The sequence below is a fragment of the Actinomadura sp. NPDC049753 genome (assembly GCF_040674655.1).
GTDB classification, from domain to species: domain Bacteria; phylum Actinomycetota; class Actinomycetes; order Streptosporangiales; family Streptosporangiaceae; genus Spirillospora; species Spirillospora verrucosospora.
This window is the reverse complement of sequence record NZ_JBFARL010000234.1, coordinates 1-11,314: the sequence shown is the minus strand read 5'-3', so window position 1 is coordinate 11,314 and position 11,314 is coordinate 1. Positions and strand designations below refer to the sequence as shown.

Genomic DNA, 11,314 nt, shown 5'->3' with positions numbered 1-11,314 from the left:
GCCAGGTCGCCGCGCGCCTCCATGGCGTCGGCGGCGTCCGCGTAGGCGGCCGCGGCCTCCTCGGCCCGCCCCTGCCGCTCGTACCTCCTGGCGCGGTCGAGCACGGCGCCGGTATCGGCCTGAAACGTCATCGATCCCTCCAGGCCACACCGTACCGCCCACAAAGATCACGTTTCCCGCCCTCGCGGAAAGCCGTTGTGCCGTGCGTACTCTTCGTGCATGTGGAGGTAGACCCACCGGAGCGTCAGCGTGCGCGTTCTCCCGGGGAACTCCTCGTCCAGTGACCATGCCATGGAGGCGAATCCTCGCCCAGGAGCATCCGGGGAGCTACTGAATGTCGCCTCCGCCGGCGGCCGGATCCGCACCTGCGAGGGGCCCGGCCGGCCGCGGTGGCGCCGGCAGGGCGGCGATCTCCACGCGGGTGTCGTGGAAGACGGGGCCGCCGCCGAGGTCGGTGGCGCGCTCGTCGACCACGGCGTTGGCGTTGGAGCCGCCGGAGAGCTTGGCCCAGTGGCCCTTGGCCGCCGCCGCGACGCCGGGGCGGACCTCGTCGGTGATCTTCAGGACGGCCTCGAAGGAGCCCCGCTCGTTGCCGACCACGACGCGCTGCCCGTCGACCAGGCCCCGCGCCCGCGCGTCGTCCTCGTGGAGGCGGACGGCGAGTCCGCCCGAGCGGCGCCTCAACTCCGGGTTGTTGGCGAACTGGGTGTTGAGGAACTCGTGGGACGCGGCCGAGACCAGGGCGAGGGGGTACTTCTCGGCCCGCTCCTCGTCGGCGACCTCCGCGGGTGGGACGTATCCGGCGAGCCCGGCGGTGGACGAGCGGAACTCGAACCGCCCCGACGGGGTCGGGAAGCCGTCGGCGTACGGCAGGAACGGGTCCGGGACCGACATGCGCACGAATCCCTCCTTGCGGAGCCGGTCCAGCGTGACGCCCGCCATCCACGGGTGGTCCGACGCCAGCAGTTGTTCGGCGAGGCTCTCGTCGGAGTCGTAGAGGGCCGGTTCCCGCAGGCCCATCCGGTGCGCCAGGCGGCGGAAGGTCTCGGTCGTGGGCAGGCACTCGCCGGGCGGCGCCACCGCGGGCTCGTTCCAGGTGAGGTACAGGTGGCCGTAGCCCTCGTGCAGGTCGGTGTGCTCGTGCTGCGCCGTCGCGGGCAGCACGATGTCGGCGTAGTCCACGGTGTCGGTCGGGAACTGCTCCAGCACCACGGTGAACAGGTCGTCGCGGGCCAGGCCCCGGCGCACCTTGTTCTGGTGCGGGGTGCTGCCCGCGGGGTTGGCCGCGATGACGAACAGGGCCTTGACGGGCGGGTCCTGGACGTCCAGCAGCCCCTCGCCGAGGCGGCTCATCGACAGCGTCCGCACCGGGCGGGGGCGCAGGTCGTCGCGCCACAGCGCGGCCTTGTCCAGCTTCACGTGGCCGGACGTGGAGAACGCGACCCCGCCGCCGCGCCTCGCCCAGTCGCCGGTCACGGCGGGGATGGCGGCGATCAGCCGCAGGGCGGCCCCGCCGCCGGAGTGCCGCTGGAGCCCCTGCGTCGCGCGGATCGCGGTGGGGCGGGTGCGGGCGATCCGCTCGCCGAGCGCCACGATGCGGTCCGCCGGGACGCCGGTGATCCGCGCGGCCCGGTCCGGGGGGTACTCGGCGATCCGGTCGCGGAACTCCCGCCATCCGAGCGTGCCCCGGGCCAGGAAGTCCGCGTCCTGCGCGCCGAGGCCCACGATGACGTGGAGCAGGCCGAGCGCGAGCGCCCCGTCCGTTCCGGGCAGGGGCGCCAGGTGCTCGTCGGCCTGCCGCGCCGTCCGCGTCCGCACCGGGTCGATCGCGACCAGGTGCGCGCCCGCCTTCCGCGCGTCCTGGACGAACTTCCACACATGGTGCCCGCTGGTCAGCGGATTGGTGCCCCACAGCAGGACGAGCCGGGCGTGCGCCAGGTCCTCGGGGTCCATGCCGCCCGGCGAGCCGACCGCCTCGGCCATCCCGGCGCTGCCCGCCGCCGAGCAGATGTCGGCGTCGTGGGCCGAGGCGCCGAGCACGTTGAAGAACCGCCGGCCGGAATACCCTTCGAGGCCCTGCAGGTAGCCGAGCGTCCCCGTCCCCCAGTAGGGCCAGATCGCCTCGCCGCCGTGCTCCCGGGCGACGTCCTCCAGCCGCGCGGCGATCTCGTCGAGCGCCTCGTCCCACCCGATGCGCTCGAACCGCCCCTCGCCCTTGGCGCCCACCCGGCGCATCGGGTGCAGGATGCGGTCCGGCTGGGCGGCGCGTTCCAGCCACCGGTTCACCTTCGCGCACAGCGCCCCGCGCGTGTACGGGTGGCCGGGGTTGCCGCGCAGCCGGACCGCCGCCCCGTCCCGTACGGTGACGACCCATGAGCAGCCGTCGGGGCAGTCCAGCGGGCAGGCCCCCAGCACTGTCAGTTCCGATGGCATAGAACCCTCCTAGCTGGACGAATTTCTCTAGTGTGCGCCACAACCCCACGAGCGTGATCCAGGACGCTCATTACCCCCGAAGGCCGTGCCCGAGGTCGCGGCCGGGGTGGCGGGGTGGTTTCCTAAGGGGCGACGGAAACGACCCGTAGGGGGAACGAGAGTGAAGAGCGTCGAGCCCGAGGTGTTCCTCGTTGCGCGGCCCGAACTGGACTACGACGAGGTCGCCCGGTACCTGCGGGAGGTGGGCGGGGAGAGCTGGCTGGAGCGGCTCGACCGCGGGGAGCTCGACGAGGAGCTCAACGACCCGCAGAATCTCGCCGAGTTCGCGGGCCGGCTCTGCTACCGCTCCTGGGAGCCGGGCCTCAACCCCAACGTCACCAAGATCCGCACCGACTCCGGCCAGTACCTGGAGAACATCCTGCGCAGCCTGCACGGCTCGGTGCTGGAGCACGTCAGCTTCAGCTTCGTCCTGCACAACGTGAGCCGGGTGCTGACCCACGAGCTCGTCCGGCACCGGCCGGGCGTGGCCATCTCGCAGGAGTCGCTGCGGTTCGTCCGGTTGCAGGACATCCCCTTCTGGTTCCCGGAGTGGGCCCGCGAGGACACCGAGCTGATGAAGCGCGCTACCGCCGTGCTGGAGCAGATGGAGGAGTTCCAGGGCTGGATGGCCGCGCACTTCGGCCTGGACGACGAGGGCGTGCCGTTCAAGGAGAAGAAGCACAAGACCTCGTTCATGCGCCGGTTCGCCCCCGAGGGCGTCGGCACCGGCCTGGTCTGGACGGCCAACGTCCGCACCCTGCGCCACACCCTGGAGAACCGCACCGCGCCCGGCGCCGAGGAGGAGATCCGGCTGCTCTTCGGCAAGATCGGCGAGGTGATGCGCACGGAGGCCCCGGACCTGTTCGGCGACTACGTCGTCGAGGACGGCGCGTGGGTGCCGCAGTGGCGCAAGGTCTGATCCCGCGCCGGGGCTAGGCGCGCGGGCCCGACTGGGGAAGTATTGGACGCTATGTCTGACATCTCCATTCCGGTGGGCGGCCGCGCGCTGCCGGGCTACCTCGCCGTCCCCGAGGGGGAGGGGCCCTGGCCGGGCGTCGTGATCGTGTTCGAGGCGATGGGCGCGAACGACGACATGCGCGCCCAGGCCGACCGGTTCGCCGCCCATGGGTACCTCGCCGTCCTGCCCGACCTCTACAACGGGGCGCCCTGGGTGCGCTGCGTCGCCAAGGCGATGCGCGACATGCGGGCCCAGCGCGGGCCGACCTACGACCACATCGAGGCGGCCCGCGCATGGCTCGCCGGCCGGGACGACTGCACCGGCGGCGTCGGGGTCTGCGGGTTCTGCATGGGCGGCGGGTTCGCGCTGGTCGCGGCGGCGAAGTACGACTTCCAGGCCGCCGCGGCCAACTACGGGATCCTGCCGCGCCGGCCCGAGGAGTCCCTGCGGGGCGCGTGCCCGATCGTCGGCAGCTACGGCGCCGCCGACCCGTCGCTGCGGGGGGCCGCCGGGAGGCTGGAGCGCGCCCTCGCGGCCGCGGGCGTGACGCACGACGTGAAGGAGTACCCGGGCACCGGGCACGGGTTCCTCACCGACCTCACGCCGCCGCCCCCGTTCGGCCCCATCGCGAAGATCGTCATGGGCTTCGGGAAGGGCCGCGAGAACGCCCCGGGCGGCTGGGAGCGCATCCTCGCCTTCTTCGCCGAGCACCTCTCCAAAAAATCTACAATGTAAAGGCGTCGGCCCGGCGAGCTCACAGGCGGAGCACGGCCTGGGTCTGGGTCACCTGGGCGACACGGCGCCCGGTCTCGTCGTACAGGTCGGTCTGGACGACGATCGAGGTCCGGCCGGTGTGCAGCGGGCGGGAGACGCCCCGGACGCGTCCCTCCCTGACCCCGCGGAAGAAGTTGGTCTTGGACTCCAGCGTCGAGGTGGAGGTGTCCGGCGGGAGGTTGAGGAACGCGCACGCCGCGCCGAGCGTGTCGGCCAGGGCCATGAGGGCGCCGCCGTGCATGAGCCCGCCGGCGGTGCAGCGGTCGGGGGCCCAGTCCAGGTGGCCGGCGACCTCCTCCGGCCCCGCGGTGTCGATCTCCATGCCGAGCGCGCGGGCGAACGGCATGGCGTCGGTCAGCTGGTCGGGGGTGAACCCGGTCGTCATGAAGGCCTCCTGGGGCGGGTCTCGGAGGCCCCACCCTCGCCGCCCGGGCCTCGGAGCGTCCATTACCCCGCACGTAATCGTGAGCCTGACCCGGGTGCCGCTACCGTCGTGGCGTGACGACGATGACGACGGGACTGAGCGACGTGCGGCCGATCGGGGACCAGCTCCGGGCGTGGCGGCAGCGGCGCAGGCTGAGCCAGCTGGAGCTGGCGTCGGAGGCGGACGTGTCGACGCGGCACCTCAGCTTCGTGGAGACGGGGCGCTCGGCGCCGAGCCGGGAGATGGTGCTGCGGCTCGCCGAGCACCTGGACGTGCCGCTGCGCGACCGCAACCTGCTGCTGGTGTCGGCCGGGTACGCGCCGGTGTTCGACGAGACGCCGATCGAGGAACCGAAGATGGACACGGTCCGGGCGGCGCTCCGGCAGGTGCTGGAGGGCCACGAGCCCTATCCGGCGGTGGTCGTGGACCGGTTCTGGAACCTGATCGACGCCAACGGCGCGGCCGCGTTCTTCATGGAGGGCGCGCCTCCGGAACTGCTGGAGCCGCCGCTGAACGTGCTGCGGCTCAGCATGCACCCGGACGGGATGGCCAAGAACATTCTGAACCTGGCGGAGTGGCGCGCCCACATGATCGACCGGGTCCGGCGGCATGTGGCGCTGACCGCGGACGCGGGGCTCGCCCAGCTGCACAAGGAGCTGCGGAGCTTCCCCGGCGACGTGGGGGAGGCGATCGCCCCGCCCGCGAGCCACGATGTCTTCGTTCCGCTGCGGATGCGGGTGGACGGCCGGGAACTGTCGTTCTTCAGCACGATCGCGACCTTCGGGACGCCGGTCGACATCACGGTGGCGGAACTGGCGATCGAGTCGTTCTACCCGGCGGACGCGAAGACGACCGAGTTCCTGCGGGAGCGCGCCGGCTGGTGACGCGCCTCAGTCCCCGGCCGTGAGCAGGTCGTGGTGGACGCGCGTCAGCGGCACGCCGAGCCGCTGCAGGGCGGCGACCGTCGCGCGGACGAGCGGGGCGGGCCCGGCCACGTAGGCGTCGTGGCCGCCGGCGCCGTCCAGGAGCTGGGGAAGGACGTCCGGCACGCGGCCGGCGAGGGCGCCGGCGGCGGGTTCGCGGGACACCACGGGGACGACCTGGAGCCGGGCGTGGGCCGACTCCAGGTGCCGCAGCGCGGGGAGGTCGTACAGGGCGCTTTCGGTGCGGGCCGCGGCGACGAGCAGGACGTCGCGGCACGGGTCGGAGGCGAGGGCCTGCTCGGCCAGCGCCTTCACGGGGGCCAGGCCGGTGCCGCCGCCGATGAGCAGGAGCGGGCGGCCCGACTCCGGGTCGAGGGTCATCGCGCCGTCCGGCGGGCCCAGCAGCACGCTGTCGCCCGGACCGGTGTGCCGGACCAGCGCGCCGCTCACCCACCCGGCGGGATGGGCCCGGACGTGCAGGCAGATCGTCCCGTCCCGGCGGGGCGCGTTCGCGATCGAGTACGGCCGCCAGATCCGCGGCCAGCGGGCGCTCTGCACGCTCACGTGCTGCCCGGGCGCGAACGGCAGGGGACGCTCGGGGCGCAGCGTGAGGACGGCGAGGTCGAAGGCGCGGCGCTCGTGCCGCACGACCTCGGCGACCCACCACGGCGGGGCGCTCGCGGCGTCCCGCTCCGCCGCGGCGGCCATGGCGTCGGCCGCGGAGCGGTAGGCGGCGCGCCAGGCCGCCTCGGTCTCGGCCGTCCAGACGTCGGCGGCGAAGGCGCGCAGCGTCGCGGTCAGGGCCTCCTCGACGGCCGGATAGTGCTCGCGCAGGACCCCGTACTTGCGGTGGCCGCGGCCGAGGCCCTCAAGGTGGCGGGCGAGCTCCTCGGGGTTGTCCTGGCTCCACACGATCCGGCTGAGCGCGTGGAAGAACCGGTCGTGCTGGCCGCCCATCGCGGGAGGGAACAGGGTCCGCAGCCGCGGCCGCGCCGCGAAAAGGCGGCCGTAGAAATAGCTCGTGGCGCCCGCTGGATCGGCCTCAAGGCGTGCGAAGCATTCTTTGATAACGCGAGTTTCCGGTGGCATTCGGTCGGCTCGCCTCCCAGGGGGCTGTTTTCGGTGGTCGGACGGCAGCGCTGACGGAGGATCCGGACGCGCTCGCTGCCCGAGTTGGTGAGATTCTCTCATCCATCCCCGCAGGTGTTCAATCGATCGGGTGGACAGAGGCCCAAGACCGCTACTCACTGTAATGGGACGTCAATTTCGCGTGACCGACGGTAAGTGAATCGGTCAACGCATACTGATCGGTATCCGATCGGGGCGCGAACGTTCCGGAAGAACCGTCCGGAAGGGGAGGAAGAACCTGCATCAGGGAAGAAGATTTCCGAATTCTTCGGTGTTTCCGCCGCGAGCCACCCCGCGACCGGTCACCGCCCCGGCATCGCGATGCGCCGATCTCGCCACTTCCGACGGCGGAGCCGCGTGCCGTGCGGCAAGCTGATCCGAGGAGGGCCGGGGGCGGCCGGCGCGAGGGGGCGGGCGGCGCACGGTGACGTGCGGCCGGCGGGTCGCCCGTGTCGGCGGCCGCCCCGGGCCGGGGTCCAGCACAGGGGGGAGACACGCATGTCAGGAGCCGTGCGCGGAGCGCCGCACCCGGAGGCCGGTGAGGGCGGGCCGCCGCTCATCGGCATCACCGCCTACCAGGAGCCGGCCCGCTGGGGGTTCTGGGTGCGCGAGGCCGCGCTGCTGCCCGTGCCGTACGCGCGCTCGGTCGAGCGGGCCGGCGGCGTCCCGGTCCTGCTGCCCCCGGCCGCGACCCTGCGCGGACTGGACACCCTGGTCTCGCGGCTGGACGGCGTCGTCCTGGCGGGAGGCGGCGACGTCGACCCGGAGCTCTACGGCGCCGCCCGGCATCCCGAGACCGGGCCGCCGCAGCCGCAGCGCGACCGGTTCGAGCTGGCCCTCGTCCGCGCGGTCGTCGACGCCGACCTGCCGTTCCTGGCGATCTGCCGGGGAATGCAGGTGCTGAACGTCGCGCGCGGCGGCGCCCTCGTCCAGCACCTGCCGGAGGCGGTGGGCCACCGGGGGCACGCCCCCGCCGCCGGGCTCCTCGGCTCCCACCTGGTGCGGACCAGCGAGGGGAGCCGGATCGGCAGGATCCTCGGGGCCTCCTCCGACGTCCCCACCTACCACCACCAGGCGGTGAGCCGGCTCGGCAAGGGCCTGACCGCCGTCGCGTGGGCCGAGGACCAGGTGGTGGAGGCCGTGGAACTCCAGGGCCACCGTTTCGGCGTCGCGGTCCAGTGGCACCCCGAGGAGGGCGACGACAGGCGGCTCTTCGAGGCCCTCGTCGCCGAAGCCGCCGGACGCTGACGCGGGGATTGGCGGCCCGGCCACCGGGCAGGCCGAGGGGGTGGATTTCCGCCGATGTCCCCCCACCGGAGGCCGCCGCATGCCCCTGCACCCGCAGACCGTGAGCTTCCTGGAGCAGCTCGCCTCGTGGACCGCCGTGCCGCCGGGGCGGGACGGGCCCGCCGAGCCCACGATCGAGCAGATGCGGGAGCGGATCGGCGCGGCCTTCCCGGTCGTGCGGCGCGAGCTTCCGCGGGTCCGCGACGTCGAGGTGCCCGGCCCCGGGGGGCCCGTGCCGGTGCGCCTGTACCGCCCGGCGCCGCCCGAGCGAGGGCCGCTGCCGGCCGTCGTGTACCTGCACGGCGGAGGATGGGTGCTCGGCGGCGTCGACGACGTGGACGCCTTCTGCCGCGACCTGGCGGCCGCGGCGGAGTGCGCCGTGCTGAACGTCGGCTACCGGCTGGCCCCCGAGCACCCGTTCCCCGCGGCGGTGGACGACGCCTGGGCCGTGGTGTCCTCGGTGGCGCGCGAGCCCGGACGGTACGGCGTGCTGGAGGGGGCCGTGGCGGTCGCCGGAGACAGCGCGGGCGGCAACCTCGCCGCGGTCGCCGCGCTGCTGGCCAGGGACGCCGGGGTCCCCCTCGCCCACCAGCTGCTCGTCTACCCGGTGACCGACACGGCGAAGGACACCCCGAGCTGGCGGGAGTACGGGACGGGCTACGGGCTGGACGCCGGATCGCTCGCCCGGTTCATGGAGCTCTACCGGGACGGCGCCGACCCGGCCGATCCCCGGCTGGCCCCGCTGCGCGCCGCGGACCTGGCCGGCGCCGCGCCCGCCACCGTGATCACCGCCGAGTGCGACATCCTGCGCGACGAGGGCGAGGCCTACGCGCGCCGCCTCGCCGAGGCCGGCGTGCCGGTGGAGCTGCGCCGCTACGACGGCGTCGTGCACTCCTTCTTCCTGCTGCCCGAGATCTTCGACGCCGGCGCCGAGGCGGTCGAGTTCGCTGTGCGACGATTGCGCGCGGCATTCGACGACCACTCGCGGCAGGGGAGTGCGGCATGACGCGGTACGACGCGTACGAGCGGCTGAAGATCGACTGGGCGGCGGACGGGGTGCTGCGGGTCACGATCAGCACACCGGGCAAGCTGAACGCGGTCGACACCACCGGGCACCGCGAGCTGGCGGAGATCTGGCGGGACGCCGACGCCGACGACGACGTCCGCGTGGTGCTCGTGCGGGGGGAGGGCACGGCGTTCTCCGCCGGCGGCGACCTCGCCATGATCGAGGAGATGATGACCGACCACGCCTCCCGCCGCCGGATCATGCGCGAGGCCCGCGACATCGTGATGAACGTGCTGAACTGCTCCAAGCCGGTGGTCAGCGCCGTGCAGGGCCCGGCGGTGGGCGCCGGGCTCGCGGTCGCGCTGCTGGCCGACGTCTCCGTCGCGGGCCGCACCGCGAAGATCATCGACGGGCACACGCGGCTGGGCGTCGCGGCGGGCGACCACGCGGCGATCGTGTGGCCGCTGCTGTGCGGGCTCGCGAAGGCCAAGTACTACCTGCTGCTCAACGACGTCCTCACCGGCGAGGAGGCCGAGCGGATCGGTCTGGTCTCGCTGTGCGTGGACGACGCGCACGTGCACGAGCGCGCGCTGGAGATCGCCGGACGCCTCGCCGCCGGGCCGGCCGAGGCGCTGTCGTTCACCAAGCACGCGCTGAACAACTGGCTGCGCCTCGCCGGGCCGACGTTCGACGCCTCCCTGGCGATGGAGTTCTTCGGGTTCACCGGCCCGGACGTGCGCGAGGGCGTCGCGGCGATCCGGGAGAAGCGCCCGCCCCGCTTCGGCTGAGGCGCGTCCCCTGCGTCCGTGCGTCCCCGTGACCCGGGCCGCGCCCCGCGCGGCTCGGGGCGTGGGACGGGTCAGTACGACTTGGGGAGTCCCAGCTCGTGCTGGGCGATGTGGGCGAGGACGAGTTCCTCGGCGACCGGGATGTTCTTGGCGATGCGGGCGTCCCGGAACATCCGGGCGACCGGGTACTCCAGGGAGTACGCCATGCCGCCGTAGGTCTGGAACGCGCGGTCGGCCGCCTGCCAGGCCGCGTCCGCCGCGGTGAGCTTGGCGATGTTGGCCTCCGAGCCGCAGGGCCGGCCGCGGTCCCACAGCCAGGCGGCCTTGTAGGTCATCAGCCGGGCCAGCTCCAGCTGCGCCTTGATCCGCGCGAGCGGGAACGCGACGGCCTGGTTCGCCCCGATCGGCGTGCCGAAGGGGGCGCGCTCGCCGGCGTACTCGCAGGCGATCCGCAGTACCAGGCCGCCGGACCCGACGCCGCCCGCGGCGGCCAGGATCCGCTCGGGGTTGAGGATGTCCCACAGCACGGCGAAGCCCTGGTCGGGCTCGCCGAGGACCCGGTCGGCGGGCACGCGGACACCGTCAAGGAAGACCATGCTGGAGGCGACGGTGTTGGTGCCGAGCTTCGGGATCGGCCGGTAGGTCAGCGTGCCCTCGGCCACGGCCTCCTTGACGTCCACCAGCAGGACGGTGAACCCCGCGGTGCGGGGGCGTGCCTGCGCGGCCGGGATCGTCCGGGCGACCAGGACGAGGAAGTCGGCGCGCTCGACGCCGGAGATCCAGATCTTCTGGCCGCTGACGACGAAGGAGTCGCCGTCGCGGCGCGCCTGGGTGGAGATGGCGATGGCGTTGCTGCCCGCGTCCGGCTCGGTGATGGCGAAGCACGTCTCGATCTCGCCGGAGGCGATCCTCGGCAGGAGTTCGCGCTTCTGCTCGGCGGTGCCGTGGCGGGCGACGGTCAGGCCGCCGAACGCGGGCGTCAGCAGGTACATGAAGGACGCGGCGCCGCCCGCGCCGCCCTCGGCGAGGGCCTCCAGGGCCACCGCCAGCTCCAGCAGCCCCTGGCCCCCGCCGCCGTACTCCTCGGGGATCGCCAGGCTGTGCCAGCCGCCGTCGACCAGCTCCCGCCAGACCTCCTCCGGCCAGCGCTTGTCCGCGTCGCACCGGCCCCAGTAGTCCTGGTCGTACTTCCCGGCGACCGCCAGCACGCCCTCGCGCACCGCGGCCGCGCCCTCCGGCAGGTCGAAGTCCATCGCGCCTCCTCGCACGTTCTCGCCTGGGCTCACGGTAGCCGACGCGAGTAAGTGTTCACTGACGTGGGGTGGGTCTGAAGCGCCCTGGGCCGGGTAGGCGACACGGGGAGCCGACACGGAAGGGGAGGCCATGCGGCCGCGCGACAGGTGGATGCTGGCCGGCGGACGGTGGAGCCAGGGGACCGGGGACGAGACGTTCACGGTGACCGATCCGGCGACCGGGGAGCCGCTGGGGGTGGTGGCCGCCTCCTCGGCGGCGGACGTGGACGCGGCCGTGGCGGCGGCCCGCGCCGCCGCGCCC

The 11,314-nt window shown here is 73.7% G+C and carries 12 protein-coding genes; 7 read left to right on the top strand and 5 right to left on the bottom strand.

Annotated features, from left to right (window positions below; genetic code table 11):
- Window positions 1–167 precede the first annotated feature (167 nt).
- Window positions 168–293 (bottom strand): DUF664 domain-containing protein, encoded by a 126-nt coding sequence (locus AB0K37_RS36100; RefSeq protein ID WP_363988983.1) that lies wholly within the window; start codon window positions 291–293, stop codon window positions 168–170.
- A gap of 34 nt (window positions 294–327) precedes the next feature.
- Window positions 328–2,433 carry a molybdopterin oxidoreductase family protein gene (locus AB0K37_RS36095; protein ID WP_363988980.1) on the bottom strand — a complete coding sequence of 702 codons (2,106 nt, stop codon included), beginning with the start codon at window positions 2,431–2,433 and terminating at the stop codon, window positions 328–330.
- Between the two features lie 160 nt (window positions 2,434–2,593).
- Between AB0K37_RS36095 and thyX the strand changes: the two genes are divergently transcribed.
- Together thyX and AB0K37_RS36085 are read left to right on the top strand one after the other, a co-directional pair.
- Window positions 2,594–3,391, top strand: a complete 798-nt coding sequence (thyX, locus tag AB0K37_RS36090; RefSeq protein WP_363988977.1) for an FAD-dependent thymidylate synthase — start codon at window positions 2,594–2,596, stop codon at window positions 3,389–3,391.
- Window positions 3,392–3,442: 51 nt separating this feature from the next.
- Window positions 3,443–4,165 (top strand): dienelactone hydrolase family protein, encoded by a 723-nt coding sequence (locus AB0K37_RS36085; RefSeq protein WP_363988975.1) that lies wholly within the window; start codon window positions 3,443–3,445, stop codon window positions 4,163–4,165.
- Between the two features lie 19 nt (window positions 4,166–4,184).
- Here the strand turns inward: AB0K37_RS36085 and AB0K37_RS36080 are convergent, their stop codons facing one another.
- Window positions 4,185–4,589 carry a PaaI family thioesterase gene (locus AB0K37_RS36080; RefSeq protein WP_363988972.1) on the bottom strand — a complete coding sequence of 135 codons (405 nt, stop codon included), beginning with the start codon at window positions 4,587–4,589 and terminating at the stop codon, window positions 4,185–4,187.
- Between the two features lie 122 nt (window positions 4,590–4,711).
- Between AB0K37_RS36080 and AB0K37_RS36075 the strand changes: the two genes are divergently transcribed.
- Entirely contained in the window at window positions 4,712–5,512 is an 801-nt protein-coding gene (locus tag AB0K37_RS36075; protein WP_363988987.1) for a helix-turn-helix transcriptional regulator, read from the top strand.
- Between the two features lie 6 nt (window positions 5,513–5,518).
- Here AB0K37_RS36075 and AB0K37_RS36070 read toward each other — a convergent pair whose 3' ends face one another.
- Window positions 5,519–6,640 (bottom strand): globin domain-containing protein, encoded by a 1,122-nt coding sequence (locus AB0K37_RS36070; RefSeq protein WP_363988970.1) that lies wholly within the window; start codon window positions 6,638–6,640, stop codon window positions 5,519–5,521.
- A 537-nt stretch (window positions 6,641–7,177) separates the two neighbouring features.
- On the opposite strand from AB0K37_RS36070, the gene AB0K37_RS36065 reads away from it, so the two are divergent.
- The 3 genes from AB0K37_RS36065 to AB0K37_RS36055 all read left to right on the top strand — a co-directional run bounded on the left by AB0K37_RS36065 (window position 7,178) and on the right by AB0K37_RS36055 (window position 9,760).
- Window positions 7,178–7,927: a gamma-glutamyl-gamma-aminobutyrate hydrolase family protein gene (locus AB0K37_RS36065; RefSeq protein ID WP_363988967.1), complete on the top strand. Its 750-nt coding sequence runs from the start codon at window positions 7,178–7,180 to the stop codon at window positions 7,925–7,927.
- A gap of 79 nt (window positions 7,928–8,006) precedes the next feature.
- Window positions 8,007–8,972 carry an alpha/beta hydrolase gene (locus AB0K37_RS36060; protein WP_363988964.1) on the top strand — a complete coding sequence of 322 codons (966 nt, stop codon included), beginning with the start codon at window positions 8,007–8,009 and terminating at the stop codon, window positions 8,970–8,972.
- Window positions 8,969–9,760 carry an enoyl-CoA hydratase/isomerase family protein gene (locus AB0K37_RS36055; protein ID WP_360358177.1) on the top strand — a complete coding sequence of 264 codons (792 nt, stop codon included), beginning with the start codon at window positions 8,969–8,971 and terminating at the stop codon, window positions 9,758–9,760. Before AB0K37_RS36060 ends, AB0K37_RS36055 begins: the two co-directional genes overlap by 4 nt.
- Window positions 9,761–9,831: 71 nt before the next feature.
- On the opposite strand, the gene AB0K37_RS36050 is transcribed toward AB0K37_RS36055, so the two are convergent.
- A complete protein-coding gene (locus AB0K37_RS36050; protein ID WP_363988961.1) occupies window positions 9,832–11,013 on the bottom strand; it encodes an acyl-CoA dehydrogenase family protein in 1,182 nt (393 codons plus the stop codon).
- Window positions 11,014–11,143: 130 nt separating this feature from the next.
- On the opposite strand from AB0K37_RS36050, the gene AB0K37_RS36045 reads away from it, so the two are divergent.
- A partial coding sequence (locus AB0K37_RS36045) for an aldehyde dehydrogenase family protein (RefSeq protein ID WP_363988985.1) occupies window positions 11,144–11,314 on the top strand: 171 nt, incomplete at its 3' end.

Bases quoted from the DNA above. Each gene is read 5' to 3' on its own strand.
- AB0K37_RS36095 (WP_363988980.1), bottom strand. From the start codon at position 2,433: ATGCCATCGGAACTGACAGTGCTGGGGGCCTGCCCGCTGGACTGCCCC.
- AB0K37_RS36055 (WP_360358177.1), top strand. From the start codon at position 8,969: ATGACGCGGTACGACGCGTACGAGCGGCTGAAGATCGACTGGGCGGCG.
- AB0K37_RS36075 (WP_363988987.1), top strand. From the start codon at position 4,712: ATGACGACGGGACTGAGCGACGTGCGGCCGATCGGGGACCAGCTCCGG.
- AB0K37_RS36065 (WP_363988967.1), top strand. From the start codon at position 7,178: ATGTCAGGAGCCGTGCGCGGAGCGCCGCACCCGGAGGCCGGTGAGGGC.
- AB0K37_RS36085 (WP_363988975.1), top strand. From the start codon at position 3,443: ATGTCTGACATCTCCATTCCGGTGGGCGGCCGCGCGCTGCCGGGCTAC.
- AB0K37_RS36050 (WP_363988961.1), bottom strand. From the start codon at position 11,013: ATGGACTTCGACCTGCCGGAGGGCGCGGCCGCGGTGCGCGAGGGCGTG.
- AB0K37_RS36070 (WP_363988970.1), bottom strand. From the start codon at position 6,640: ATGCCACCGGAAACTCGCGTTATCAAAGAATGCTTCGCACGCCTTGAG.
- AB0K37_RS36080 (WP_363988972.1), bottom strand. From the start codon at position 4,589: ATGACGACCGGGTTCACCCCCGACCAGCTGACCGACGCCATGCCGTTC.
- AB0K37_RS36100 (WP_363988983.1), bottom strand. From the start codon at position 293: ATGGCATGGTCACTGGACGAGGAGTTCCCCGGGAGAACGCGCACGCTG.
- AB0K37_RS36060 (WP_363988964.1), top strand. From the start codon at position 8,007: ATGCCCCTGCACCCGCAGACCGTGAGCTTCCTGGAGCAGCTCGCCTCG.